This is a genomic window from Achromobacter deleyi (assembly GCF_013116765.2).
GTDB lineage: Bacteria > Pseudomonadota > Gammaproteobacteria > Burkholderiales > Burkholderiaceae_B > Achromobacter > Achromobacter deleyi_A.
Map to the genome: position 1 here is coordinate 3,848,436 of NZ_CP074375.1, position 24,601 is coordinate 3,873,036.

Sequence of the window (24,601 nt, forward strand, 5' to 3'; positions counted from 1 at the left end):
TTCGTTGCCCGCTGTTGCATCGCTGGAACGCCGGCCGCCTTAGACTTTTTCCATCACTCGCGTTGCCTTGGCGCGCCCTTCCCCGAAAACCAAAGAGAGGATAAGGACTATGGCCACGACAAACCCGCAGGATCACGCCCCGCTCAAGCGGGTGATGGGCGCCAAACTGTTGCTGCTGTTCATCGTGGGCGACATCCTGGGCACGGGGGTGTATGCCCTCACCGGACAGGTGGCCGCCGAGGTCGGCGGCGCGGCCTGGTTGCCCTTCCTGGTGGCCTTCGCGGTGGCCTTGCTGACCGCGCTTTCCTATCTTGAACTGGTCACCAAGTATCCCAAGGCCGCCGGCGCCGCGCTCTATGTCCACAAGGCGTTCGGCCTGCACTTCCTGACGTTCATCGTCTGCTTCACCGTCATGTGCTCGGGCCTGACCTCGGCCGCCACCGCCTCCCAGGCCTTTGCCGCCAACCTGTTCGTGGCCATGGGCATCAAGGCCGACAAGAGCTGGATCACGTTCGGCGCGCTGGGCTTCATGCTGCTGGTCATGCTGGTGAACCTGCGCGGCGCCGCGGAAAGCGTCAGGGCCAACGTGGTGCTGACCCTGATCGAGCTGTCGGGCCTGCTGATGGTGATCGTGCTGGGCTTCTACGCCATCTCGGGCGGACAGGCGGATTTCTCGCGCGTCATCGCATTCGATACTCCCGAAGACAAGAGCGTGTTCCTGGCGGTGACCTCGGCCACCGCGCTTGCGTTCTTCGCCATGGTCGGCTTTGAAGACTCGGTCAACATGGCCGAGGAAACACACGAGCCCAGCCGCATCTTTCCCAAGGTCATGCTGACGGGGCTGGGCATCACCGCGGTGATCTATGTGCTGGTGTCGATCTGCGCCGTGGCGCTGGTGCCGGTGGGCGAGCTGGCCAAGAGCAGCACGCCGCTGGTGCTGGTGGTCAAGCGCGCCGCGCCCGGCCTGCCCGTCGAATACATCATGCCCATCATCTCGATGTTCGCCGTGGCGAACTCCGCGCTCATCAACATGATGATGGCCAGCCGGCTGCTGTACGGCATGTCGCGCCAGGGAGTGCTGCCCGCGTTCCTGGCCCACGTGCACCGCAAGAACCAGACGCCCTGGACGGCCATCCTGTTCACCACCGCGCTGGCTTTCGGCTTGATCATCCTGGTGGCGCTGGCCGACTCCCAGGCCATCCGGGCGCTGGGCGGAACCACCGCCTTGCTGCTGCTGGGCGTGTTCGCCTTCGTCAACGTGGCGGTGCTGGTCCTGCGACGCGACAAGGTCAAGCATGAACACTTCAGCATCAACCGCGTCATCCCGTGGATGGGAGCGGCGGCCTGCCTGTTCCTGGTCACCCCGCTGACCGGGCGCGACGTCATCCAGTACCAGGTCGCGGGATGGCTGCTGCTGCTGGGCGTCGTGATGTGGGGCGTGACCTATCTGGCGCGCCGCCGCGAATCCAGGATGGAGCTGGACCCTTCCGCGCTGGACTGACCAAGCGGCATCAGCCGCCCAGCGCCAGCCCTTCGCGGCGCGGGTCGGCGCCGCCTTGCAGCCCGGCGCCGTCGATGACGATGCCGTGGATGCCGCTGGGGAATTCGGTGATGCGCAGCGGGTGCCCCATGCGCTCGAGCTCCGGCGCCAACGCCTCCAGCGGCGTGCCTTTCTCGAGTTCGGTTTCCTTGTTGCGGCTGCCCATGTTGGGCAGGTCTATGGCGGACTGGATGTCCAGCCCCCAATCCAGCACGCCCACCAGCGTCTTGGCCACGTAGTTGATGATGGCGCTGCCGCCCGGCGACCCCACCAGCAGGTAAGGCTTGCCCTCGCGCAGGACGATCATCGGCGCCATCGCGCTGCGCGGGCGCTTGCCCGGCTCGATCCGGTTGGCCACCAGACGGCCCTCGGGATCCTTGAACGACGAAGAGAAATCCGTCATCTCGTTGTTCAGCAGAAAGCCGCGCACGAAGATCTTGCTGCCGAATTCGCTTTCTATGGTGGTCGTCATGGTCAGCGCATTGCCACGGGCGTCCACTGCCACCAGATGGCTGGTGGACGGCAGCTCCAGCGCATTGTCGCGGCCCAGGGACAACAGCTTGCCCTCCGGATCGCCGGGCAGGGCTACCTTCATGCTGCGATCCGGCTGGATCAGGGCGCCCCGTGCGCGCAGGTAGGCGGGATCCAGCATGGCGCGCACCGGCACGTGCACGAAGTCGGGATCGGCCACGTAGAAATCGCGATCGGCGAAGGCCAGCCGGCCGGCTTCGGAAAAATAATGCACCGCCTGCGCGCTGCCCGGCGCATAGCGTCCGATGGGGAATTGCTCGAGCGCGCCCAGCATCTGCAAGACGGCGATGGGTCCGCTGCTGGGCGGCGCCATGCCGCACAGCTGGTAGCCGCGGTAGGCGCCGCAGACCGGATCGCGCGTCTTCGCGCGATAGCCGGCCAGATCCGCCAAGCTCAGGTCGCCGGGCACCGCGTGGCCATGCACCGCGGCCACGATGTCGCGGGCGATGTCGCCCTGGTAGAACACGTCCGCGCCCTGCGCCGCGACCGCGCGCAGGGTGCGGGCGAATTCGGGGTTCCTCAGCACGTGACCGATGGGCCAGGGTGCGCCATCGGGCGCATAGAAATAGGCGGCGGCCGCCGCCTGTCTGGGCAAGGCCTTGTTGCCGGCCAGCAGCGCATGCAGGCGCGGGGACACGGCAAAGCCCTGCTCCGCCAGCCGGATGGCGGGCTGGAACAGGTCGGCCCACGGCAATGCGCCCTGCTCCTTGTGCGCCAGCTCCAGTCCGCGCAGCAAGCCCGGCACGCCCACGGACATGCCGTTGTTGACGGCTTGCGCGAAGGGCAGCGGCTTGCCTTCGGCATCCAGGAAGCGGTCGGGACGCGCCGCCGCGGGCGCCGTCTCCCGGCTGTCGTAGGTCTGGATGCGGCCGTCCTTGGCCGAGTACACCACCATGAATGCGCCGCCGCCGATGCCGGACGATTGCGGCTCGACCAGGTTCAGCACCAGCTGCGTGGCGATGGCGGCATCCACCACGCTGCCGCCGCGCCGCAGCATCTCGTCGCCGGCCTGGGTCGCCAGCGGGTTGGCCGACACCATCATGAAATGCGGCGCCCGCACGAGCTGGCGCGCCTGGACGCCGCTGGCGGCTTCCGGATTCCGGTCCTCGGCCACCTGCGGCGTGCGCGCCCAGCCGGTGGAGAGCAAGGGCATGGCGGCCATCGCGGCGGCAAGCAGCAGGAAAGCGTGGCGGCGTAGGCGCATGAGAGGCTCCGGATTAGCGCCGGTCTTCCGGCAGGCGTTCATGATAGTCAAGGCATCCGCCGCTGTCGCGCAGGCGGCCTCGGGTGCCCGGCTCCCCTATCCGGCATAGAATCGCGGTTCTGGTCCACCTTCCCCCAAAATCGCGCCATGCGCCTGCGCCACATCGAGATATTCGAAGCGATCCGCCGCACCGGATCCCTGACGGAAGCCGCCGCCGCGCTGCACATTTCCCAACCCGCCGCCAGCAAGTTGCTGGCGCACGCCGAAACCCAGCTCGGCTTCAAGCTCTTTGACCGCGTGAAGGGCAGGCTGGTCGCGACGCGCGAGGCGGACATCCTCACGCCCGAGATCGCGCGCCTGAGCCAGGACCTCAACAGCGTGCGCAGGCTGGCCTCCAACCTGCGCGGGCGGCCCAACGGCCACCTGCGCCTGGGATGCGCGCCCGCGCTGGGACTGGGGCTGCTGCCGGGCGTTGTGCGCGACAGCCGCGAGGCGCAGCCCGGAATCACCTTCGACATCCACACGCACCATAGCTCCGAACTGGTGCAGGGCCTGCTGACCCGGGAACTGGATCTTGCCATCACGTTCGACACGAACGATTACCCGGGCCTGACCCGCATGGGCCTGGGCCACACCGAACTGGTGTACCTGAGCCGCAAGCCCGCCTCCGGCCCCATGCGGCTGTCGGAACTGTCGGGCCGGCCGGGCGACACGCTGATCGTGCTGGACGCCGGCGACGCCTCCGGCGCGCTGCTGCAACTGGCGCTGGACGCGCAGGGGCTGGCGCCGCAGGTCGCCATCCAGGTGAAGACGCACTACGTGGCGTGCGCGCTGGTGGACGCGGGCTGCGGCGACGCCATCGTGGATGCCATCACCGCGCTGGCGATGCTGCGCCCGGGCATGAACCTGCGCCGTCTGGACCCCGTGCTGCGCGTGCCTATCAGCATCATGACGCGCAACCAGGATCCCCTGTCCGCACTGCACCATGACCTGATCGCACGCTTGCGCGCGGCCTGCGATGCGGGCCTGGCCGCGCTGGACGCGCCTGCCTGAGCAATCCGCGATCCGCAATGCAAGACGGGCGCCCGAAGGCGCCCGTCTTGCTGTGTCGGCCGGGGCAGGCATGGCCTGCCCCGAGCAGCATCAATCCAGCTTGATGTTCTGCTTTTTCACGACGTCCTGCGCCCAGTCGAACTGCTCCTGGATTTCCTTGGCGAACTCTTCCGGCGTATTGCCGGACGGTGCCGAACCTTGCTCGTCCAGCGCCTTGATGACCTTCGGGTCCTTCAGGGCCACGACAGCGGCGTCGCGCAGCTTGTTCACGACTTCCATCGGGGTGCCCTTGGGCGCCAGCAGACCGTACCAGACCGGCTGGTTCAGCACGGGGAAGCCCGCTTCCTTGAAGGTCGGAACGCCCTTGACCGCGGCGATCTGCTCAGGCCAGGCGATGGCCATGGCGCGCAGCTTGCCCGCCTGGATTTGCGGCATCGACGACGGCAGGTTGTCGAACAGGATTTCGATCTGGCCGCCGACGGCATCCGCCAGGGCCGGGCCCGAACCCTTGTAGGGCACGTGCACGATGTCGGTGCCCGTCGCCATCTTGAACGATTCGCCCATCAGGTGCAGCACGCCGCAAGTGCCCGAGCTGCCGTAGGAGTACTTGCCCGGATTCTTCTTCAGCTCTTCGATGAAGCCCTTGAAGTCCTTGGCGGGAAACTTCGGGTTCACTGCCACCACGTTGGCGGTGTTGGCGAAGTTGGTGACCGGCTGGAAATCCTTGATCGGATCGTACGGCAGGTCCTTCGGGCGGCAAGCCGGATTCACGGCCATCGTCGACACGGTGGCGATGGACAGCGTGTAGCCGTCGGCGTCGGCGCGCGCGGCCTCGGACGCGCCGATGGCGCCACCCGCGCCGCCCTTGTTTTCCACGACCATGGGCTGGCCGAGTTCCTGGCTCATGCGCTGCGTCACGAGGCGCGCGATGATGTCGGTGGAACCGCCGGGCGCGAACGGAACGATCACGCGGATGGCCTTGCTGGGGTATTTGTCGGCAGCGTGGGCGACGGAGACGCCAAGCGTGCCGGCGGCGCCGGTAGCCAGAGCGATGGCCACTGCCAGGGAGCGAACTTTATTCATAGATGTGTTTCCTCCAAGATTGCGAGCCCGTATGTAAACGGCCCGTTGTGTGATGTACCCGCCTGTAGACGGGCCAGCAGATAACGGTGGGGGCGCATTGCTTGTGCGCAGCGTGCAGGCACTGCTTTTGTAGGTTGCTTGTGGCACACGCGCCCGCCAGAATGACGGAGAATAGCAGCAAATGCTTACACCCGCATAGCGCGCTGATCCTCGGTTGACGCCAGACAAAACGCCCCTTGTTTCGTGTCGGATATCCCCTGGTTTTCCCTGATCACGCCCTGCGCCGGCTACGTTCCAAACCTCGATAAAAAGGCCGCCCACAGGGGCGGCCTTTTCGCGGACTACGCCGCTTGTTACGAGGGTTTGTGCGCGTTGGTCATCGAGCCTGGCACCACCCACTCGGCGAATTGCGCCTCGGTCACGTAGCCCAGCGCCAGCGCCGATTCCTTCAACGACAAGCCTTCCTTATGCGCCTTCTTGGCAATCTGCGCGGCCTTGTCATAGCCGATGTGCGGGTTCAGCGCCGTCACCAGCATCAGCGAACGGTCGACCAGTTCGGCGATGCGATCGCAGTTGGGCTCGATGCCCGCGGCGCAGTGCTGGTCGAAGCTGGCCATGCCGTCCGTCAACAGGCGCACGGATTGCAGGAAGTTGTGGATCACCAGCGGCTTGTACACGTTCAGCTCGAAGTTGCCGCTCGCGCCGCCGATATTGATGGCCACGTCGTTGCCCATGACCTGCGAGGCCAGCATCGTGATGGCTTCGCACTGCGTCGGGTTGACCTTGCCCGGCATGATCGAGCTGCCCGGCTCGTTCTCGGGGATGCTGATCTCGCCCAGGCCCGAACGCGGACCGCTGGACAGCCAGCGCACATCGTTGGCGATCTTCATCAGGCCCGCCGCCAGGGACTTCAGCGCGCCATGGGCGAACAGCAAGGCCTCATGCGAGGCCAGCGCCTGGAACTTGTTGGGCGCGGAAACAAAGGCCGTGCCGGTGGCATGGGCCAGTTCGGCCGACACCTTGGCGCTGAACTGCGGATGCGCGTTCAGTCCCGTGCCCACGGCCGTGCCGCCGATGGCCAGCTGATGCAGGCCCGGCAAGGTGGCGCGGATCTGCTGCTCGGCCAGGTCCAGCTGCGCGACGTAGCCCGACAGCTCCTGGCCCAGGGTCAGCGGCGTCGCATCCTGCAAGTGGGTGCGGCCGATCTTGACGATGTCGTAGAACTTGGCGCTCTTGGCCGCCAGCGTGGCGCGCAGCGCCTTCAAGGAGGGCAGCAGGTGGTGCTCCACCTGCACGGCCGCCGCCACATGCATGGCGGTCGGGAAGGTGTCGTTCGACGACTGGCCGCGGTTGACATGGTCGTTCGGGTGCACCTTGCGCTCTTCGCCGCGCACGCCGCCCAGCAGTTCCGAGGCGCGGTTGGCCAGCACCTCGTTCATGTTCATGTTGCTTTGCGTGCCCGAACCGGTCTGCCAGACGGACAGCGGGAACTCGTTGGGCCATTTGCCGGCGATGACTTCGTCGGCGGCGCGCATGATGCCGTCGGCGACCTTCGGGTCCAGTTCGCCCAGATCGGCGTTGACCTTGGCCGCCGCGCGCTTGAGCCGCGCCATCGCATTGACCAGGGGCTCCGGCATTTTTTCCGTGGAAATCGCGAAGAAATGCAGCGAGCGCTGGGTTTGGGCGCCCCAAAGATGGTCTTCAGGGACCTCGATGGGGCCAAACGTGTCTTTTTCGATGCGGGTCTTCATGGCGCGTACAACTCCGTGGCGGCGTCAGTCGCGGGCGGCGGGAGGCCGTCATTCACGACATTATTGAGAATAGCAATCACTTATAGGTTAGCAGAAACCCGCATTCCTATAATTGCTCCAATCTGTGTTCCGATCATCGTTTTTTACCACTCGCTCCGCGCCATGTCCGCCCCTCTTTGCAGCCTGACCTTGCACCTGCCCGACGAAGCCGCCACGGAAGCGCTGGCGCGGCAGCTCGCCCCCCTGGTATCCGGCGGTCAAACCGGCCCGGCGGGCGCATGTATTCACCTTCAGGGGGACCTCGGGGCAGGCAAAACGGCCTTCACCAGGGCATTGTTGCGTGAATGCGGCATCACAGGCCGAATTAAAAGTCCGAGCTACGCGCTGCTTGAATCCTATAAAGTTTTTAACTTATACTTCTATCATCTTGATTTTTATAGATTTAGTGATTCGCGCGAATGGTTGGACGCAGGATTCCGGGATTTGCTGCGTGCCGACGCGGTCGTTTTGATTGAATGGCCGGAGCGGGCAGAGGGTCTTTTACCCCCGCCCGACCTGCTGATTTCCCTTGCCTATGCAGGCGACGGACGTGACGCCACCCTGACCGCGTACACCGCTCGAGGACAAACATGGTTGAACGCGATTGTCCCCCCGCCAATGACGGCGCCCTCCCCTCCGCAGGCGCCACCCGGCGCCGCCTGATCAGCGTCGCTGCCACCCTGCTCGTCCTGCCGGTCCTGCCGCGCCTGGCGCAGGCCGCAACGATCCTGGCCGTCCGCACCTGGCCGGCCGACGAATACACCCGGGTCACGCTGGAGCTCGACAGCGAGCTCAAGGCCGAACAGTTCACACTGGAAAATCCGCACCGCCTGGTGGTGGATATCGAGGGACTGACCATCAGCGCGGCCTTGAACGACCTGGTTTCCAAGGTCCGTCCCGACGATCCCTACATCCAGAGCCTGCGCGTGGCGCAGAACCGCCCGAACGTGGTGCGCCTGGTGTTCGACCTGAAACAGCCCGTGGCGCCCCAGGTGTTCACGCTGAAGCCCGTGGCCGACTACCAGTTCCGCCTGGTGCTGGACCTGTATCCGAAGATCGCCCAGGATCCGCTGATCGCGATCCTGAACAAACCCAGCGGCCCCGACGTGGACGACCCGCTGGCGCGCATCCTGGAAGACATCCAGCGCAACCCGGTGACCCGCGCGGATCCGCCCGAGCCGCCCCGCGTGCGTGGCCAGCAGCCCGCGCCGGCCCTGCCGACCGCGCCCGCCAGGCCACCGGCCACCGCCAGCCGCGGCAAGCAGCGCATGCTGACCATCGCGCTGGACCCCGGCCACGGCGGCGAGGACCCCGGCGCCATCGGCAGCAGCGGCCTGCGTGAAAAAGACGTGGTGCTGCGCATTGCGCGGCGCCTGAAGGCGCTGATCGACAGCCAGCCCTACATGCGCGCCTACCTGACGCGCGACGACGACTACTTCGTGCCCCTGCACGTCCGCGTGCAGAAGGCGCGCCGCGTGCATGCGGACCTGTTCATCTCCATCCACGCGGACGCCTGGGTCAAGCCCTCGGCCAACGGCTCGTCGGTGTTCGCCCTGTCCCAGCGCGGCGCCACCAGCGCGCAGGCGCGCTGGATGGCCGACAAGGAAAACGCGGCCGACCTGATCGGCGGCGTCAACCTGGGCAGCCACGACCGCCAGGTCGCCAAGGTGCTGCTGGACCTCTCCACCACCGCGCAGATCAATGATTCGCTGAAGGTCGGCAACGCCTTCCTGGACGAAATCAAGAAGATCAACCGCCTGCACAAGAACAGCGTCGAACAGGCTGGCTTCGCCGTGCTGAAGGCGCCGGACATTCCGTCGGTGCTGGTCGAAACCGCCTTCATCAGCAATCCCCAGGAAGAGGCGCTGCTGCGCAGCAACTCGCACCAGGACAAGCTGGCGCAAGCCATGATGACCGGCATCCAGCGCTACTTCACGGCCAACCCGCCGCTGGCGCGCCTGGGCGACGTCAGCTAGGCCGCCAGGAATGGAAAAAGGGCTGTGCGCCATCAGGCGCACAGCCCTTTTCATTGCTTGCGCCGCGCGCGGCGCCTGACGCCCTCAGGCCTGCGAGGGCGCCAGGGCCACGCCGTCAGGCGCGGCGCGAGCGGACCAGCTTGAACAAGGCCGCCCCCACCACCGGCACGATGGCCGCGGCCAGGCCCAGCAGGACGATGGTGTTCAGGTGTTCGCGGACCAGCGGGATATTGCCGAAGAAGTAGCCGGCCGCCACCAGGCTGATCACCCAGATCAGCGCGCCCAGGATGTTGAACATCTGGAACCGGGCGAGCGACATGTCGGCCACGCCCGCCACGAACGGGGCGAAGGTGCGGACCACCGGAATGAAACGCGACATGACGATCGTCTTGCCGCCGTGCTTTTCGTAGAACGCGTGCGTGCGCATCAAGGCGCCGCGATCCAGAAAACGCAGGTTCATCGAAAAAACGCGCGGGCCGATATAGCGGCCGATCGCATAGTTCAGCGTGTTGCCCGTCACCGCGGCGATGATGAGCAGGATGGACATCAGGATCGGGTCGATATGCCCCGTCGCGCCGAACGCGCCGGCGATGAACAGCAGCGAGTCCCCGGGCAGGAAGGGCAGCACGACCAGCCCGGTCTCCGCGAAGACGATCAAGAACAGCACGAGATACACCCACACGCCATATTGCGCGACCCAGACGCCCAGCGTCTTGTCGATGTGGAGCACCATATTGAAGAACTCAAGCATTGAAGCAGCCCTGATATCTGAAGGGGAATTTGTCAGCGACTATAGCCCACCGGGCCATGACGCTAAAATCATCCACACAGCTACACCAGACTTGAGCCCCATGACAGAACGCCGTTCCATTCTTGCGCTTCCCGACCTGCTGATCAGCCAGATCGCCGCTGGCGAGGTGATCGAACGGCCCGCGTCCGTGCTCAAGGAAATCCTTGAAAACGCCATCGACGCGGGCGGACGCGCCATCGAGGTTCGCCTGGAAGGCGGCGGCATCCGCCGCATCGCCGTCACCGATGATGGCGGAGGCATTCCTCCCGACGAACTCCCGCTGGCGCTGGCGCGCCACGCCACCAGCAAGATCCGCTCGCTGAACGAGCTGGAATCGGTGGCCTCCATGGGGTTCCGCGGCGAAGCGCTGGCGTCGATCGCGTCGGTGGCCCAGGTGTCCATCATTTCCCGTACCCGCGACGGCGAGCACGCCTGGCAGATCGACGCCGGCAGCATGCAGGTCGGGCCCGCGTCGGGCCCGCCGGGCACCACGGTGGACGTGCGCCAGCTGTTCGACGCGGTGCCGGCCCGCCGCAAGTTCCTGCGCTCCGAGGCCACCGAATTCGGCCACTGCGTCGATGCGATGGAGCGCATTGCGCTGGCGCATCCTCAGATCGCGTTCCGGCTGTTCCACCACGACCGCGCGCAGCGCCAGTGGCTGCCCGCCGAACCGCCGCAGCGCATCCGCGACGTGCTGGGCGCGGAATTCGCCGAACACGGATTGCTGCTGTCGCATTCGGTCGGCACCGTCAGCCTGGCCGGCATGATCACCCGCCCCACCGCCGCGCGCGCCCGGGCGGACCGCCAGTACCTGTACGTGAACGGCCGCTATGTGCGCGACCGCACCGTCAGCCACGCGTTGCGCGCCGCCTACGCCGACGTGCTGCATGGCGACCGCCAGCCCGCCTACGTGCTGTTCCTGGATATCGACCCGGCTGCCGTGGACGTGAACGTTCACCCGGCCAAGCACGAGGTCCGCTTCCGCGACAGCGGCGCCGTGCACCGCTTCGTCTCGCATGCGGTCAGCCAGACGCTGGCGCAGACCGGCGGCTCGTCGGCGGTAACGCCGGCCGGCCAGGACGACGACGCGGAATTCGAAACCGTGGCCCGCCCCGCGGCAGACGCGGCCGCGGCGCCCCAAACCGCGCCGCCCGCGCCCAGCCAGAACCCGCAACCCGTCGCGGACTCGCCGAGGCCCGGCTACGGCGGCAGTGGCGGCGCTTCCTATGGGCTGCGCCCGTCGCCCGCCCCGCAACGTCCGCATACCCAGGTGCCCTTCCGCCTGCACGCGGAGCCCGCCGGCATCCCGGCGGCCGACTGGCAATCGCTCTATCGTCCGCTGAACGACGACACCACGGCCAGGACGGCGCCCCTGCGCGAACCCACGCCCGCGCCTGCCGCCCTGCCCGCGGACGAGGAACACCCGCTGGGCATGGCGCTGGCGCAGTTGCATGGCATCTATATCCTGGCGCAGAACCGCCGCGGCATGGTGCTGGTGGACATGCACGCCGCCCATGAACGCGTGGTCTACGAACAGCTCAAGCAGGCGCTGGACGCCCGCAGCCTGCCGCGCCAGGACCTGCTGGTGCCGGTGGTGTTCCACGCCCAGGAAAAGGACGTGGCCATTGTCGAGGAATTCGAAGAGCAGCTGAGCGACCTGGGTTTCGAGATGCGTCCGTCCGGCCCCACCTCGATCGCCGTGCGCTCGGTTCCCGCCATCCTGGCCCGCGGCGACATCGAGACCCTGGCCCGCGCGGTGCTGCGCGACCTGGGCGCCGTGGGCGTCTCGCGCCTGTTGACCGAACAGCGCAACGAACTGCTGTCCACCATGGCCTGCCATGGCTCCGTCCGCGCCAACCGCAAGCTCACCATCGAAGAAATGAACGGCCTGCTGCGCCAGATGGAATCCACCGAGCGGGCCGACCAGTGCAACCACGGCCGCCCCACCTGGGTCCAGTGGTCGGTGTCGGACCTGGACAAGCTCTTTCTGCGCGGGCAATAGGTTTGCCGTCTTCCCTGCCCCCCGTTTCGTCCCTGGTCATCTGCCTGGCCGGCCCCACCGCGGCCGGCAAGAGCGCGTCCACGCTGGCGCTGGCCGAGCGCTGGCCGATGGAAATCGTCAATGTGGATTCGGCCACGATCTATCGCGGCATGGACATAGGCACCGCCAAGCCCTCGCCCGAAGAACAGGCGCGCGTGCCCCAGCACCTGCTGGACATCCTGGACCCCGCCCAGTCGTATTCGGCCGCCGAGTTCCGCGCGGACGCGCTGCGGCTGATCGGCGAGATCCGCGCGCGCGGCCGCATCCCGCTGCTGGCGGGCGGCACCATGATGTACTACAAGGCGCTGCGCGACGGCCTGGACGACCTGCCTCAGGCCGATCCGGCGCTGCGCGCCGAGCTGGAAGCGCGCGCAGCCCGGCTGGGCTGGCCCGCGCTGCATGCCGAGCTGGCGACGCTGGACCCGGTCACCGCCGCGCGCCTGGCCCCCAACGACAGCCAGCGCATCCAGCGCGCGCTCGAGATCTGCCAGCTGTCCGGTCAACCCATGTCCGCCCTGCTGCAGCGCGGCCAGCGCAAGCCGGATGACGATGCCAACCAATACCTGACCATCAGCCTGGAGCCGTCCGACCGCGCCGCGCTGCATGCGCGCATCGAGCAGCGCTTTGACGCCATGCTGGCCCGTGGCCTGCTCGACGAGGTGCGCGGGCTGCACGCCAGGGCCGACCTGCACCCGGGCCTGCCGTCGGTGCGCTGCGTGGGCTACCGCCAGATGTGGGCCCACCTGGACGGCGAGATCGACCTGGACACTGCTCGTGAACAAGGCATCGCCGCCACGCGCCAGCTGGCCAAGCGGCAGATCACCTGGCTGCGCGCGCAGCCCGAACGCGTCATCGTGGACTGCCTGGCGGCGGATGCCGTGGCGCGGACCATGGACGCCGTGGCGGCGGCGCTGGAAGGCTAGCCCTGCGGCGCCGGGCCTTGCGCCGGCGGACGCGGACGTGAAAAACCCGCCGGAGACGGCGGGTTTTTTTGCAGCCTAAGCCTGCGCGCGGCGTTACACCACGAAGGTCTGCGCCATGCCGTCCTTTTGCTCGACGATCTCGCCCAGCTTGCTGACGGTCTCGCCCTGCTCGCGCAGCGTGGCGGCGATGGCATCGGCCTGGGCCGGGTCCACCACCAGCACCATGCCGATGCCGCAGTTGAAGACGCGGTACATTTCGGTGTCTTCGACGCCGCCCTGTTCTTGCAGCCACTGGAACAGCTTGGGCATTTCCCAGGCGTCGCGATGCAGCCTGGCCGACAGGCCGGCCTGCAGGATGCGCGGCACGTTGTCCAGCAACCCGCCACCCGTGATGTGGGCCAGGCCCTTGATGGCGGTGCCGTGCTTGGCCAGCGCGGCCAGCACCTGCTTGACGTAGATGCGCGTGGGCGCCATGACGACGTCGACCAGCGGCTGGCCGTGGAAATCGTCATCGGGCTTGGCGTTGGCGCGCTCGAGGATCTTGCGCAGCAGCGAGTAGCCGTTGGAATGCGCGCCGCTGGACGCCAGGCCCAGCACCACGTCGCCCGGCTTGATGGACTTGCCGTCGATGATGGCGGACTTTTCAACCGCGCCCACCGCAAAACCGGCCAGGTCGTATTCGCCGTCCGGATACATGCCCGGCATTTCGGCGGTTTCGCCGCCGATCAGCGCGCAGCCCGACAGCTCGCAGCCCTTGGCAATGCCGCCCACCACCGACGCCGCCGTGTCCACCGAAAGCTTGCCGCAGCCGAAGTAATCCAGGAAGAACAGCGGTTCGGCGCCCTGCACCAGGATGTCGTTGACGCTCATGGCGACCAGGTCGATGCCCACGGTGTCGTGGCGGTTCCAGTCGAACGCCAGGCGCAGCTTGGTGCCCACGCCGTCGGTGCCCGACACCAGCACGGGCTCCTTGAAGGACTTCGGCACTTCGAACAGGCCGCCAAAGCCGCCGATACCGGCCAGCACCCCGGGGCGCATGGTGCGCGCTGCGAGGGGTTTGATACGGTCGACCAGGGCGTCGCCTGCGTCGATGTCGACACCGGCATCGCGGTAGGTCAAGGGGGCTTTAGGTTGATTCGTCATGAGAAATGCCGTGGGGTATGTAACAATTGCTGGGATTTTGGTGGAACGCCCTGCATTTTACGATGTCGCGGGCGCAAGCAGGGCTTAAGGGCGCAAACCCAAGCCAGGCCAAGCGCTCGGACGCGACACCATCCCCCCAGGTGGTTTAAAGTGTAGGGTTGGCCGGTATTGATTTTGCCAGTTTCTGGCGGTTAAAGCCCATGGCAGACCTTTTCCGGCCCTGCCCGGGCTCTTTCCAGCCCCATGTATCACCGATTTTCTTGGCTTTTCCGGCACTCCGGCAGCGCTGCCCGGCATGTCGTTCCGCGGAAACAAGCGGCGGAAATCCGCTACGAATGCTCGCGGCGTTGGTTTTCGGAAGTACCGAAAAAGCCTGATTGATAACCTCTCATGAACCGCCAGCTGCTGCTCGACGTTCTTCCCGCGCCAGCGCCATCGCTGAACAACTATATCGCCGGCCCCAACGGGGAAGCGCTGGCAGCCGTGCGCGCGCTCAATCCGGGTCGCGCCCTGTATATCTGGGGCGCCGCGGGCTGCGGCCGCACCCATCTGCTGCGCGCGCTGACCGCGCGCCCCGACGCCGTCTTCATCGACGCGGCCAATGGCGAAACCATGCTGCGCCGGCTGGCGGAAGCCGACTCCAAGTCGCCCATGCCCAAGTTCGTGGCGGTCGACGACGTGCACCGCATGGACGACAGCCGCCAGGCCGCGCTGTTTGCGCTGTACAACCGCTGGCGCGAGTCCGCCGCCACGGGCCGCGCCTTCGCGCTGGCGCTGGCGGGCGACCGCGCGCCCTTGTCGATGCCGCTGCGCGAAGACCTGCGCACGCGCCTGGGCTGGGACCTGGTGTTCCGCCTGGATCCGCTGTCCGATGCCGACAAGCTGGCTGCGCTTTCGGCGCAGGCGGCCGAACGCGGCCTGCACCTGGCGCCCGAAATCATCAACTGGATGCTCACGCACCACGAGCGCGACATCCGCAAGCTGGCCGCGCTGCTCGACGCGCTCGACCGTTACTCCCTGGCCACCGGCCGCCCCATCACCCTGCCCCTGCTGCGGGCCATGCTCGCAGACCCTGATTCACAACGCACATGACCACCCGACGTCTCGCCCTGTTCGACCTGGATCACACCCTGTTGCCGCTGGACAGCGACTATCAATGGGCCGACTATCTGGCGCGTACGGGCCGGGCGGGCGATCCCGACGAAGCCCGCCGCCTGAACGACGATCTGATGGACCGCTACAACCGCGGCGAACTGACCGCCGAACAGGCCGCCGAATTCATGCTCGGCCTGCTGGCCGCGCATTCGCCCTACGATCTGGCTTCCTGGCACGAAGCCTTCATGGACGAAGTCATCCGCCCGTCCATCACCCCCGCCGCGCGCGACCTGGTGGAGTCGCACCTGGAAGCCGGCGACCTCTGCGCCATCGTCACCGCCACCAACAGCTTTGTCACCGCCCCCATCGCCCGCGCCTTCGGCGTGCCCCATCTGGTCGCGACCGACGCGGAATACCTGCGCGGCCGCTACACCGGCCGGATCCTGGGCACGCCCAGCTTCAAGGAAGGCAAGGTGGTGCGCGTCAACGATTGGCTGGCGGGCATGGGATTGGGACTTGCGGATTTCTCGGAATCGTTTTTCTATAGCGATTCGGTCAATGATGTGCCGCTGCTCGAAAAGGTGACCCGTCCGATCGCCGCCAACCCCAGCCCTACCCTGCGCAATATCGCTCAGGAGCGCGGCTGGCAAGTGATCGACCTGTTCGACCACATGGAAGATTCGAAGTCCTAAATGATCACTGAAACCATAAGAAAATTCGTCGGCCGACTGTTCGCGCCGGCACCCCGGGGGCCGTTGCGCATCGCGCGCGACAAGCACGGCATCGACCGTCGCAACGTTTCGCGGCACGCCATCAAGGTGTGCGAAGTCCTGCGCCAGCATGGCTACGAAGCCTATATCGTCGGCGGCGCGGTGCGCGACCTGATCGTGGGGCTCGAACCCAAGGACTTCGACGTGGCCACCAACGCCACGCCCGAACAGATCCGCCCGCTGTTTCGCCGCGCCCGCATCATCGGCCGCCGCTTCCAGCTGGTCCACGTCGTGTTCGGCCAGGAAATCATCGAGACCTCCACCTTCCGCGCTCCGGCCTCGGAAGACCAGGAAACCGACGAGCACGGCCGCATCCTGCGCGACAACGTGTTCGGTTCGCAGGAAGAAGACGCCAAACGCCGCGACTTCACCATGAACGCGCTGTACTACGATCCCCACAACGAGGAAGTCATTGACTACCACGATGGCGTGGCGGACCTGAAGAAGCGCCAGATCCGCATCATCGGCGACCCGGTCAAGCGCTACCGCGAAGACCCGGTCCGCATGCTGCGCGCGGTGCGTTTCGCCGCCAAGCTCAACGGCACGATCGACCCGGCCACCCGCCAGCCTATCAGCACCATGGCGGAGCTGATCGAGAACGTCCCGGCCTCGCGCCTGTTCGACGAAATGCTCAAGCTGCTGACCTGCGGCCATGCCATGGACTGCCTGCGCCAGTTGCGCGCCGACGGCCTGCACAACGGCCTGCTGCCGCTGCTGGACGTGGTGCTGGAGCAGCCCGGCGGCGAACACTTCGTGGAACTCGCGCTGGAACGCACCGACGCGCGCGTGCGCGCCGGCAAGACCATCAGCCCCAGTTTCCTGTTCGCCGCGCTGCTGTGGCAGCAGGTGGACATGCGCTGGAAGCAGCTGCGCGCCCAAGGCGAGCACACCATCCCGGCGCTGTCGGCGGCCGCGGACTCGGTGCTCGAGGAGCAGACCGAGAAGCTCGCCATCCAGCGCCGCTTCTCGTCCGACATGCGCGAGATCTGGTTCATGCAGCCGCGTTTCGAGCGGCGCATGGGCAAGACCATCTTCCGCATGATCGAACAGCCGCGCTTCCGCGCCGCCTGCGACTTCCTGCAGCTGCGCGCCGCGGCCGGCGAGTTCGACAGCGTGCTGGCGCAGTGGTGGATGGACCTGGCCAATGCCGACGACGCCACCCGCGCCGACATGATCGAGGAAGTCGCGCGCCTGCCGCGCGAAGCCGGCGACGCCCCGTCCGCCCCCGCCGCGCGCAAGCGCCGCCGCCCGCGCCGCAGCGCGCCGCGCAGCGCCCCCGGCACCGAGTAATACCGTGTCCTTCCCGCCAGTCCGCGCCTACATCGGCCTGGGCGCCAACCTGGGCGACAGCGCGGCAACGCTGCGCCGCGTCCTGGCCGAGCTGCGGGAAACCCAGGGCGTGACGGCGGTGGCCGCATCGCCGTTCTACCGCAGCGCGCCGGTGGATGCCACCGGCCCGGACTTCATCAACGCCGTGGCGGCGCTGGATACCGTCCTGCCGCCACTGGAATTGCTGGATGTCCTGCAGGCGCTGGAAAACCTGCACGGCCGCCTGCGCCCCTACCGGAATGCCCCGCGCACGCTGGATCTGGATCTGCTGCTGCACGGCGACACGCAGCTGGACGACGAACGGCTGACCCTGCCGCACCCCCGCATGCACCTGCGCGCCTTCGTGCTGCTGCCCTTGCGGGACCTGGCGCCCGGCCTGCTGCTGCAGGACAGGCCCATCGGCGAATGGATCGACGCGATCCAGGATCAGCCGATCGAACGGATCGCCGGCCAGACCGGGGATTGAGGGACGGCGCGGCTCTGCCCGCGCGCCCCGGCCCTCACGCCTTGGGCGTGAACGCCATCATCGCCCGCTCCACGTCCTCGACCCGAGGCAGCCCGGCCTCGTTGCCCAGGTGCTGGATCTTGTGGGCGGACGCGGCGCGCGCGAACGTGAAGTGCTCCACCCAGGGCAAGTCCGGCCGGTTCAGGTAGGACCAGACATAGGCGCCGTGAAACACGTCCCCCGCCCCCGAGGTATCGACGATGCGCGCGCCCGGCACGTCCAGCGAAGGCAGCGTGTCGACCCGCCCCGTCTCGTCGTACCAGAGCATGCCGCGCTCGCCCATCGTGACGGCGCCGATGCGGCAGCCGCGCGCCTTGAGCAGGTCCAGCAGGCCTGCCGGCGTCAGCTCCAGTTGCTCGCACATGCGCTCCGCACAGACGGCCACATCGATATGGCGCAGGAGCTCGTCGGTGTTCTCGCGCACGCCTCCGCCGTCCAGCGAGGTCAGCACGCCGGCCTGCCGGCAGGCGCGCGCATAGTGCAGGGCCGCGTCGGGCTGGTGGCCGTCCAGGTGCAGGGCGCGATAGCCGCCGATGTCCAGCCTTGGGAAGTCGTTCAGGTATTCCACGTCGCGCGCGCGCAGGATCGCGCGCTTGCCGTGGTTGGGCATGATGAAGGACAGGGATGAACGACGCACCTGGCGCGCGTGCAGCGACACCCCGTGCGCGGCCGCCATGTCGGAGTACATGTGCCCCAGCCAGTCTGGCGCCAGCGAGCACATCAGGTCGGGCGGCGAGCCCAGCCGCGCGCATGCGAACGCGGCGGTGACCGCGTTGCCGCCGAAGGACACGGCGTAGTCCCGCGCCACGAGTTTCTCGTCGCCCGTGGGCCATTCGTCGGCCAGAACGGTGACGTCGATGTAGGTATGTCCGATGAAGAGCGCGTCGCTCATGGGCCTGCCTTATAAGGTGTCCGATACCCTTGAAGTATCGGCGCAAACGACAAGCCGGTTTTCCTCCGGGTGTCAGGCACCCGTGGAGGCTCCCGCGGATTCTCCGGCTTGCGCCAGCACCAGGCGGGCCCGCGCGATGACCGGCGCGTCGACCATCTTGCCTTCCAGCATGAAGGTGCCCGCGGCCGTGTCGCGGTGCGCGGCGATGACGCGTCTGGCCCATTCCAGCTCTTGCCGCGCCGGCACGAAGGCGGCGTGGATGACCGGCACCTGCGTCGGATGGATGCACAGCATGCCGCCAAATCCCATTTGCTGCGCGCGGCCGGCCGCGGCGGCCAGCCCGGCCTGGTCCTGCACGCCGGGAAAGACGCCGTCCAGCGCGGGCGCCAGGCTGGTGGCGCGGGTGTGCAGCAACACCTGCACCCGAGCCTGGTCCAGCACCGTTTCGGCGCCCGGGGTGTCCGGGGTCAGCCCCAGGTCCAGGCCGTAGTCCAGGCTGCCGAACGCCAGGCGCGCCACGCCGGGCGTGGCGGCGATCTCGGCGGCGTTGAGTATGCCCTGGGCGGTTTCCAGGATGGGAATGACCGGCATCCCGGCCTGGGCCGCATGCCGCACCTGCGCCAGGCTTTCGGCCTTGGGCAGCAGGATGCCGGCCACGCCGGGCTTGCCCCGGCAGGCCTTCAGGTCATCGTCGTGCCAGGAGGTCGAGGCGTCGTTGATGCGCACCCATAGCCGCGCCCGGGGATTCATTCCCAGGAAATCGCACAGGGCTTCGCGGGCGGACGCCTTGGCCAGGTGCTCCACCGCGTCCTCCAGGTCGACGATGACGGCATCCGCGCCGGCAGCCAGCGCTTTGGGTATGCGCTCGGCCCGGGAGGCCGGCACAAACAGGGCGCTACGAACGACGGGATGCATCACACAACCTCCGAGGCATGGAATTTCGCGACCTGGTCGGGCGCGTATCCCAATGATGCTAGCACCGCATCGGTGTTTTGGCCCACCGCGGGCACGGCGTCCATGCGCGGCGAGAAGGCATTGCTGCTGGCCGGCGGCAGCAGCGCGGGAAGAACGCCGGCGGGGCTGTCCACCTGGCTCCAGCGGGCGCGGGCCTGCAGCTGCGGGTGCGCCCACACCCCCGCCATGTCATTGACGCGCGCGTTGGCGATCTGAGCGTCTTCCAGGCGGTCCGTCACCTGCTCGATGGACAAGTCGGCGAAGGCGGCCTCGATCAGCGCGCGCAGGACATCGCGATTGGCCGTGCGCAGCGAATTGGAGATAAAGCGCGGGTCTTCGGCCAGTTCCGCCTGGCGCAGCACCTGGGCGCAAAAGACGCGCCATTCGCGCTCATTCTGGAGGCCCAGCATGATGGTGGAGCCGTCGCCCACCGGGAACGGTCCGTAGGGATAGATGGACGCATGGGCGGCGCCGGCGCGCACGGGCGCGGCCGCGCCGTCGAAGGCGTAGTACATGGGAAAACCCATCCACTCGACCATGCTTTCCAGCATGGAGACGTCCAGGCGGCTGCCCAGACCCGTTTTCTGGCGCAGCAGCAACGCATTCAGGATGGCCGAATACGCGTACATGCCGGCGGCGATGTCCGCGATAGAGCAGCCGGCCTTGACCGGATCGTCCTGCGTGCCGGTCACCGACAGAAAGCCGCTTTCGCTCTGGATCAGCAGGTCGTAGGCCTTCTTGTCCTGGTAGGGACCGCCCTCGCCGTAGCCGGATATGTCGCAGACGATCAGGCGCGGATATTTCTTCTGCAGGGCCTCGAACGACAGGCCCAGCCGCGCGGCGGCGCCCGGGGCCAGGTTCTGCACCAGCACGTCGGCGGTCTCCAGCAGACGATCCATGATGCCGCCGGCCTCCTCGCGCTTGAGGTCCAGCGTCAGGCTTTCCTTGGAGCGATTGGTCCAGACGAAGTGCGAGGACAGGCCGCGCACGCGTTCGTCGTAGCCGCGGGCGAAATCCCCGCTGCCCGGGCGTTCTATCTTGATGACGCGCGCACCCATGTCCGCCAGTTGGCGGGTGCAGAAAGGCGCGGCGATGGCGTGTTCCAGGCTGACGACGGTAATGCCGTCCAGCGGGCGGGAATCCTGCATGCTCATTCGGTGAACCTCAATTCGGCTTGGTGGGCCAGCGTGCCGTCCTGCTCGGCCCAGAGCTGGGCCACGCCCGGCTCGGTCAAGCGGCCGGCCACCTGGAAGGGCGCGGGCGAAATCAGCGGGCGCAAGCCGCGGTAGGACAGATGCGTCAACCGGGCCTTGGGATGGGCGCGGACAAAGGCCGCGACCATTTCGGTGGCGATGAGCGGGCCGTGCACCACCAGGCCGGGGTAGCCCTCGACGCCGGTTACATAGGGATGGTCATAGTGGATGCGATGGCCGTTGAAGGTCACCGCGGAATAGCGGAACAGCAGCACCGGGGTCGGATCGACGGTGTCGCGCCACTGCGCCTGGGGCGCGGGTTCGCTGCCCGTGAGCTTGGGCGGCGAGGGCTGGCGATAGACGATGTCCTGCTCTTCCAGGATGGCCACTTCGCCCGCCTGATGGTATTCATGGCGCACGGTCACGAACAGCAGGGAGCCGGTGCGGCCCGATTTTTCCTTGACATCGGCCACGGTGGACACCCGCTCGGCCGGCACCCCGACCTTGAGCGGCTGGCGGAATTCCACGCGGCCGCCGGCCCACATGCGGTTGCGGTCCTGTGCGGGAGGCAGGAAGCCGCCGCGCGAGGGATGGCCATCCGTCCCCAAGCCGTCCATGCCTACCGTGCTGATGAAGAAAGCCCACTGCCACAGCGGCGGCAAGGCATCTCCCTGGACAGGAACGTGGCCACCCAAGGTGGCGGCGATGCGCGCGGCATGGCCGGGATCCATGGCGTCCGCCTTGCGCTCGCCGCTGCCGATCCATGCGGCCGGATCTGTAGAAGTCATGCCGATATCCTTTGGTGGAGTTTTTACAGCCTGAAGCATGCCCGCAAGCCGTCCCCGTTGTGAATTCGTTTTTCCTCAAGGCGGGGTTTGCGGCGCCTGAATCGGCCGTCCGCGCACGCCCCCGGCGCCGCGCGCCGTAATATACGGACCATGCACTTCGACCTCGCCGACCTCCGACTGTTCATCCACATCGCCGAATCCCCCAGCCTGACCCAGGCGGCCAAGCGGGCGCACCTGTCCCTGGCCGCGGTCAGCGTGCGGATCAAGGCGCTGGAAAACCAGCTCAATTCCCGCCTGCTCTACCGCGACAGCCGCGGCGTGGAGATCACGCCCGCTGGCCAGAAGCTGCTGCAGCATGCCCGGGTCATCATGCGGCAGGTGGATCACCTGAAGCATGACTTCCAGGAACAGTCCGACGGCGACACCGGCCACATCCGCATTTTCGCCAACACCACGGCGGTCACGGAATTCATGCCGGACATCCTGGCGCACTTTCTGTCCGGACACCCAGGCGTCACGGTGGACCTGCAGGAGCGGCTGACACGCGACATCGTGCGCGGCGTGCTGGACGGCACCACTGACCTGGGCATCGTCGCAGGCCCGGTCGATGCGCCCGAATTGCAGACCATCCACTTCAGCACCGATCGGCTGGTGCTGGTCGTGCCCAACGGCCATCCGCTGCAGGACCAGGAAAAGGTCAAGCTGGCGGACGCGGTGCGCTATCCGTTCATCACCATGCACGAAGGCTCCACCCTGGTGGCCTTCCTGCGCGATCAGCTCGAGCGCATCGGCCAGCGCCTGCCGCAGCGCATCCAGCTCTACAGCTTCGATTCGATCTGCCGCATGGTGCAGGCGGGAGTTGGCATCGGCGTCATACCCGACTCGGCGGCGCGCCGCTACGGCGCCGACACCAAACTGCGCGTGGTCGAACTGGACGAGCCCTGGGTGGTGCGCGAACGCAAGCTGCTGGTGCGCGACATCGACGCCCTGCCCGGCTGCGCGCGCGACCTCATCGAACAGATCCAGTCGCCGCGCGTACCCTGAGACTCTACCGGGCGCCCGCCGCGCATCACTTGCCGCTGAACGCAGGCGCGCGCTTTTCAGCGAACGCCCGCATGCCTTCCAGGTAGTCGTCGGTGTAGCCGAGTTCGCGCTGCAGCCGGCATTCCAGGTCGAACTGCTGGGCCAGCGTGTTGCCGCTGGATGCGTGCAGCGCCGCCTTGGTTGCGGCGTAGGCTCGCGTGGGCCCCGCCGCCAGCGTGGCCGTCACGTGGGCCAGGGTGTCCGCCAGCGCCGCGTCGGGCACCACCCGCCAGATCAGCCCCCAGGACTCCGCCTGGGCCGCCGTGACGGATTCGCCGAACAGGGCCGCTCCCATCGCGCGCGCCGACCCCACCAGGCGCGGCAGGAACCAGGTCCCGCCGGCATCGGGCAGCAGGCCGATCTTGCTGAACGCCTGCACGAAGCGGGAAGATTCCACGGCAAAAACCACGTCGCACGCCAGCACCAGGCTGGCGCCCGCGCCGGCCGCCACGCCGTTCATCACGCATACCACCGGCACGGGCAAGCCCCGCAAGCGGTTGATGAGGGGCCGATAGCATTTTTCCAGCATGAGGCTCAGGTCGCGGCGCGAACCGTCCTCCGCCGGCTTGCGTTCGCCCAGGTCCTGCCCCGCGCAAAAGCCGCGGCCCGCGCCCGTGATCACCAGGCCGCGCAGGCCGGCGTCGGCCTCCATGACGTCCAGCGCGCGCGCCAGCTCGGCGTGCATCACCTCGGTAAAGCTGTTCATGCGGTCGGGCCGGTTGAGCGTGATGACGCCCACGCCCCGCTCCAGCGTGAATCGGATCTGCGTGAATCCGGTATTTTCCGCGCTCATGCCAGTTCCTCCAGCGTGGCCAGTTGTTCGGCCGTGTCGCCCAGCAGCAGGTCCACGGCGGTCAGGCGCTTGAAATAATCGCCTACCTCAAGTTCGTCCGTCATGCCCATGCCGCCGTGCAGTTGCACCGCCATCTGCGCCACCAGGCGGCCGGCGCGCGCGGCTTCCAGCTTGGCCGACGCGATCATGCGGCGGCGCTGCGCGGCATCGGATTCGGTCAGCGCCGCCACCGCCACGTAGGCCATCGACAGGGCGAGTTCCTTGGCCACCAGCATCTCGGCCAAGCGGTGCTGCAAGGCCTGGAAGGATGCCAGCGGCTGGCCGAACTGCTTGCGCGTCTTCAGGTATTCGACGGTGATTTCCAGCAAGCGCTCCATGGCGCCCGCCGCGTGCGCGCACAGCGCGGCGGTGCCCCATTGCAAGGCCAGGACCAGGGCCTGGTCGGCGGCCTCCCCCTCGGCCAGCAAGGCGTCGGCCGGCAGCACGACAGTATCCAGATCCAGCCGCGCGCAGCGCGCGCCATCCAGGGTGGGGGTATCGGTGACGCGCACGCCCGCCGCGTCCGCCGGCACGGCCAGCAGCACCGTCTGTCCTTGGGCGCCGCGCGCGCTCACCAGCCATGCGGTGGCGGCGGCGCCATGCCAGACCAGATGCTTGGCGCCGCTCAGCTGCCAGCCTTGCGCGGTCTGTGCGGCGCGGCAGTCCTGCGGGTCCGTGTCGTAGCGGCGCCCGGGCTCCTGGTAGGCCACGCTGACGATGGCTGCGCCCGAGGCGATAGCCGGCAGCCAGCGGCCGCGGGCAGCGTCGCCGCATGCGTCGATCAGCGCCGCGCCCATGACCGCGCTGGGGATGACAGGCTCGGACACCAGCCCGCGCCCCAGTTCGACGTGCACCGGCAGCAAGCTGGCCGGCACTTCGCCGAACCCGCCGAAATCCTGGGAAATGTTCAGGCCCAGCACACCCAGTTCGGCCAGCGCGCCCCAGGCTTGCGCGTCCAGTTTGCCTGCAGCCTGCCGGGCCCTGCGCCGGGGAAAGGTCCATGCCTGGTCCACCAGGCGGCGCAGGCTGTCGGCCAGCATGCGCTGTTCTTCGGTATAGAGGAAATCCATGCGTCGTGTTCCTGTT

At 67.6% G+C, this 24,601-nt stretch carries 22 protein-coding genes; 11 read left to right on the forward strand and 11 right to left on the reverse strand.

What is annotated here, in order from left to right:
• Positions 1 to 109 precede the first annotated feature (109 nt).
• Positions 110 to 1,501, forward strand: coding sequence for an APC family permease (locus HLG70_RS17270; protein WP_171661761.1), 1,392 nt, complete (start codon positions 110 to 112; stop codon positions 1,499 to 1,501).
• A gap of 10 nt (positions 1,502 to 1,511) precedes the next feature.
• Here the strand turns inward: HLG70_RS17270 and ggt are convergent, their stop codons facing one another.
• A complete protein-coding gene (gene ggt, locus HLG70_RS17275) occupies positions 1,512 to 3,275 on the reverse strand; it encodes a gamma-glutamyltransferase (protein ID WP_419144777.1) in 1,764 nt (587 codons plus the stop codon).
• A 147-nt stretch (positions 3,276 to 3,422) separates the two neighbouring features.
• Here ggt and HLG70_RS17280 point away from each other — a divergent pair, with 147 nt between their 5' ends.
• The gene (locus HLG70_RS17280; protein WP_171661760.1) at positions 3,423 to 4,328 is read left to right on the forward strand and encodes a LysR family transcriptional regulator; all 906 of its coding nucleotides are present in this window, start codon (positions 3,423 to 3,425) and stop codon (positions 4,326 to 4,328) included.
• Between the two features lie 90 nt (positions 4,329 to 4,418).
• Here HLG70_RS17280 and HLG70_RS17285 read toward each other — a convergent pair whose 3' ends face one another.
• On the reverse strand, positions 4,419 to 5,411 hold the full coding sequence (locus HLG70_RS17285) for a tripartite tricarboxylate transporter substrate binding protein BugE (protein WP_171661759.1): 993 nt from the start codon (positions 5,409 to 5,411) through the stop codon (positions 4,419 to 4,421).
• A 353-nt stretch (positions 5,412 to 5,764) separates the two neighbouring features.
• On the reverse strand, positions 5,765 to 7,162 hold the full coding sequence (fumC, locus tag HLG70_RS17290) for a class II fumarate hydratase (RefSeq protein WP_171661758.1): 1,398 nt from the start codon (positions 7,160 to 7,162) through the stop codon (positions 5,765 to 5,767).
• A 162-nt stretch (positions 7,163 to 7,324) separates the two neighbouring features.
• On the opposite strand from fumC, the gene tsaE reads away from it, so the two are divergent.
• Both tsaE and HLG70_RS17300 read left to right on the forward strand, forming a co-directional pair.
• Entirely contained in the window at positions 7,325 to 7,864 is a 540-nt protein-coding gene (gene tsaE / locus HLG70_RS17295; protein WP_171661757.1) for a tRNA (adenosine(37)-N6)-threonylcarbamoyltransferase complex ATPase subunit type 1 TsaE, read from the forward strand.
• Positions 7,792 to 9,177, forward strand: coding sequence for an N-acetylmuramoyl-L-alanine amidase (locus HLG70_RS17300; RefSeq protein WP_171661756.1), 1,386 nt, complete (start codon positions 7,792 to 7,794; stop codon positions 9,175 to 9,177). Before tsaE ends, HLG70_RS17300 begins: the two co-directional genes overlap by 73 nt.
• Positions 9,178 to 9,292: 115 nt before the next feature.
• Here the strand turns inward: HLG70_RS17300 and HLG70_RS17305 are convergent, their stop codons facing one another.
• The gene (locus HLG70_RS17305; RefSeq protein ID WP_171661755.1) at positions 9,293 to 9,928 is read right to left on the reverse strand and encodes a VTT domain-containing protein; all 636 of its coding nucleotides are present in this window, start codon (positions 9,926 to 9,928) and stop codon (positions 9,293 to 9,295) included.
• Positions 9,929 to 10,028: 100 nt separating this feature from the next.
• Here HLG70_RS17305 and mutL point away from each other — a divergent pair, with 100 nt between their 5' ends.
• Both mutL and miaA read left to right on the forward strand, forming a co-directional pair.
• Entirely contained in the window at positions 10,029 to 11,969 is a 1,941-nt protein-coding gene (mutL, locus tag HLG70_RS17310; protein ID WP_171661754.1) for a DNA mismatch repair endonuclease MutL, read from the forward strand.
• A 2-nt stretch (positions 11,970 to 11,971) separates the two neighbouring features.
• Positions 11,972 to 12,931 carry a tRNA (adenosine(37)-N6)-dimethylallyltransferase MiaA gene (gene miaA, locus HLG70_RS17315; RefSeq protein WP_171661753.1) on the forward strand — a complete coding sequence of 320 codons (960 nt, stop codon included), beginning with the start codon at positions 11,972 to 11,974 and terminating at the stop codon, positions 12,929 to 12,931.
• A gap of 93 nt (positions 12,932 to 13,024) precedes the next feature.
• Here the strand turns inward: miaA and purM are convergent, their stop codons facing one another.
• A complete protein-coding gene (purM, locus tag HLG70_RS17320; RefSeq protein WP_171661752.1) occupies positions 13,025 to 14,074 on the reverse strand; it encodes a phosphoribosylformylglycinamidine cyclo-ligase in 1,050 nt (349 codons plus the stop codon).
• Between the two features lie 390 nt (positions 14,075 to 14,464).
• On the opposite strand from purM, the gene hda reads away from it, so the two are divergent.
• From hda to HLG70_RS17340, 4 genes are read left to right on the forward strand one after another with little or no spacing between them, the layout of a single operon-like run.
• Positions 14,465 to 15,166 (forward strand): DnaA regulatory inactivator Hda, encoded by a 702-nt coding sequence (hda, locus tag HLG70_RS17325; protein ID WP_171661751.1) that lies wholly within the window; start codon positions 14,465 to 14,467, stop codon positions 15,164 to 15,166.
• On the forward strand, positions 15,163 to 15,861 hold the full coding sequence (locus tag HLG70_RS17330; RefSeq protein ID WP_171661750.1) for an HAD family hydrolase: 699 nt from the start codon (positions 15,163 to 15,165) through the stop codon (positions 15,859 to 15,861). The genes hda and HLG70_RS17330 overlap by 4 nt, the downstream gene beginning before the upstream one ends.
• Entirely contained in the window at positions 15,862 to 17,229 is a 1,368-nt protein-coding gene (gene pcnB, locus HLG70_RS17335; protein ID WP_171661749.1) for a polynucleotide adenylyltransferase PcnB, read from the forward strand.
• Positions 17,230 to 17,233: 4 nt separating this feature from the next.
• Complete coding sequence (locus HLG70_RS17340; protein WP_171661748.1) at positions 17,234 to 17,734, forward strand: 2-amino-4-hydroxy-6-hydroxymethyldihydropteridine diphosphokinase; 501 nt, start codon at positions 17,234 to 17,236, stop codon at positions 17,732 to 17,734.
• Positions 17,735 to 17,768: 34 nt separating this feature from the next.
• On the opposite strand, the gene HLG70_RS17345 is transcribed toward HLG70_RS17340, so the two are convergent.
• The 4 genes from HLG70_RS17345 to HLG70_RS17360 all read right to left on the reverse strand — a co-directional run bounded on the left by HLG70_RS17345 (position 17,769) and on the right by HLG70_RS17360 (position 21,600).
• Positions 17,769 to 18,665, reverse strand: coding sequence for a sugar kinase (locus tag HLG70_RS17345; protein ID WP_171661747.1), 897 nt, complete (start codon positions 18,663 to 18,665; stop codon positions 17,769 to 17,771).
• A 72-nt stretch (positions 18,666 to 18,737) separates the two neighbouring features.
• Entirely contained in the window at positions 18,738 to 19,583 is an 846-nt protein-coding gene (locus HLG70_RS17350) for an HpcH/HpaI aldolase/citrate lyase family protein (RefSeq protein WP_171661746.1), read from the reverse strand.
• Complete coding sequence (locus tag HLG70_RS17355; RefSeq protein ID WP_171661745.1) at positions 19,580 to 20,773, reverse strand: CaiB/BaiF CoA transferase family protein; 1,194 nt, start codon at positions 20,771 to 20,773, stop codon at positions 19,580 to 19,582. Before HLG70_RS17355 ends, HLG70_RS17350 begins: the two co-directional genes overlap by 4 nt.
• Complete coding sequence (locus tag HLG70_RS17360; RefSeq protein WP_171661744.1) at positions 20,770 to 21,600, reverse strand: FAS1-like dehydratase domain-containing protein; 831 nt, start codon at positions 21,598 to 21,600, stop codon at positions 20,770 to 20,772. Before HLG70_RS17360 ends, HLG70_RS17355 begins: the two co-directional genes overlap by 4 nt.
• A 150-nt stretch (positions 21,601 to 21,750) precedes the next feature.
• Here HLG70_RS17360 and HLG70_RS17365 point away from each other — a divergent pair, with 150 nt between their 5' ends.
• Complete coding sequence (locus tag HLG70_RS17365) at positions 21,751 to 22,644, forward strand: LysR family transcriptional regulator (RefSeq protein ID WP_171661743.1); 894 nt, start codon at positions 21,751 to 21,753, stop codon at positions 22,642 to 22,644.
• A gap of 25 nt (positions 22,645 to 22,669) precedes the next feature.
• On the opposite strand, the gene paaG is transcribed toward HLG70_RS17365, so the two are convergent.
• Both paaG and HLG70_RS17375 read right to left on the reverse strand, forming a co-directional pair.
• A complete protein-coding gene (gene paaG, locus HLG70_RS17370) occupies positions 22,670 to 23,476 on the reverse strand; it encodes a 2-(1,2-epoxy-1,2-dihydrophenyl)acetyl-CoA isomerase PaaG (protein WP_171661742.1) in 807 nt (268 codons plus the stop codon).
• Positions 23,473 to 24,585 carry an acyl-CoA dehydrogenase family protein gene (locus HLG70_RS17375; RefSeq protein ID WP_171661741.1) on the reverse strand — a complete coding sequence of 371 codons (1,113 nt, stop codon included), beginning with the start codon at positions 24,583 to 24,585 and terminating at the stop codon, positions 23,473 to 23,475. Before HLG70_RS17375 ends, paaG begins: the two co-directional genes overlap by 4 nt.
• Between the last annotated feature and the right edge of the window lie 16 nt (positions 24,586 to 24,601).

Bases quoted from the DNA above. Each gene is read 5' to 3' on its own strand.
- HLG70_RS17355 (WP_171661745.1), bottom strand. From the start codon at position 20,773: ATGAGCATGCAGGATTCCCGCCCGCTGGACGGCATTACCGTCGTCAGC.
- hda (WP_171661751.1), top strand. From the start codon at position 14,465: ATGAACCGCCAGCTGCTGCTCGACGTTCTTCCCGCGCCAGCGCCATCG.
- HLG70_RS17375 (WP_171661741.1), bottom strand. From the start codon at position 24,585: ATGGATTTCCTCTATACCGAAGAACAGCGCATGCTGGCCGACAGCCTG.
- HLG70_RS17365 (WP_171661743.1), top strand. From the start codon at position 21,751: ATGCACTTCGACCTCGCCGACCTCCGACTGTTCATCCACATCGCCGAA.
- HLG70_RS17270 (WP_171661761.1), top strand. From the start codon at position 110: ATGGCCACGACAAACCCGCAGGATCACGCCCCGCTCAAGCGGGTGATG.
- HLG70_RS17300 (WP_171661756.1), top strand. From the start codon at position 7,792: ATGGTTGAACGCGATTGTCCCCCCGCCAATGACGGCGCCCTCCCCTCC.
- pcnB (WP_171661749.1), top strand. From the start codon at position 15,862: ATGATCACTGAAACCATAAGAAAATTCGTCGGCCGACTGTTCGCGCCG.
- HLG70_RS17330 (WP_171661750.1), top strand. From the start codon at position 15,163: ATGACCACCCGACGTCTCGCCCTGTTCGACCTGGATCACACCCTGTTG.
- purM (WP_171661752.1), bottom strand. From the start codon at position 14,074: ATGACGAATCAACCTAAAGCCCCCTTGACCTACCGCGATGCCGGTGTC.
- HLG70_RS17305 (WP_171661755.1), bottom strand. From the start codon at position 9,928: ATGCTTGAGTTCTTCAATATGGTGCTCCACATCGACAAGACGCTGGGC.
- HLG70_RS17280 (WP_171661760.1), top strand. From the start codon at position 3,423: ATGCGCCTGCGCCACATCGAGATATTCGAAGCGATCCGCCGCACCGGA.
- ggt (WP_419144777.1), bottom strand. From the start codon at position 3,275: ATGCGCCTACGCCGCCACGCTTTCCTGCTGCTTGCCGCCGCGATGGCC.
- HLG70_RS17345 (WP_171661747.1), bottom strand. From the start codon at position 18,665: ATGAGCGACGCGCTCTTCATCGGACATACCTACATCGACGTCACCGTT.
- fumC (WP_171661758.1), bottom strand. From the start codon at position 7,162: ATGAAGACCCGCATCGAAAAAGACACGTTTGGCCCCATCGAGGTCCCT.
- HLG70_RS17285 (WP_171661759.1), bottom strand. From the start codon at position 5,411: ATGAATAAAGTTCGCTCCCTGGCAGTGGCCATCGCTCTGGCTACCGGC.
- tsaE (WP_171661757.1), top strand. From the start codon at position 7,325: ATGTCCGCCCCTCTTTGCAGCCTGACCTTGCACCTGCCCGACGAAGCC.
- mutL (WP_171661754.1), top strand. From the start codon at position 10,029: ATGACAGAACGCCGTTCCATTCTTGCGCTTCCCGACCTGCTGATCAGC.
- HLG70_RS17360 (WP_171661744.1), bottom strand. From the start codon at position 21,600: ATGACTTCTACAGATCCGGCCGCATGGATCGGCAGCGGCGAGCGCAAG.
- paaG (WP_171661742.1), bottom strand. From the start codon at position 23,476: ATGAGCGCGGAAAATACCGGATTCACGCAGATCCGATTCACGCTGGAG.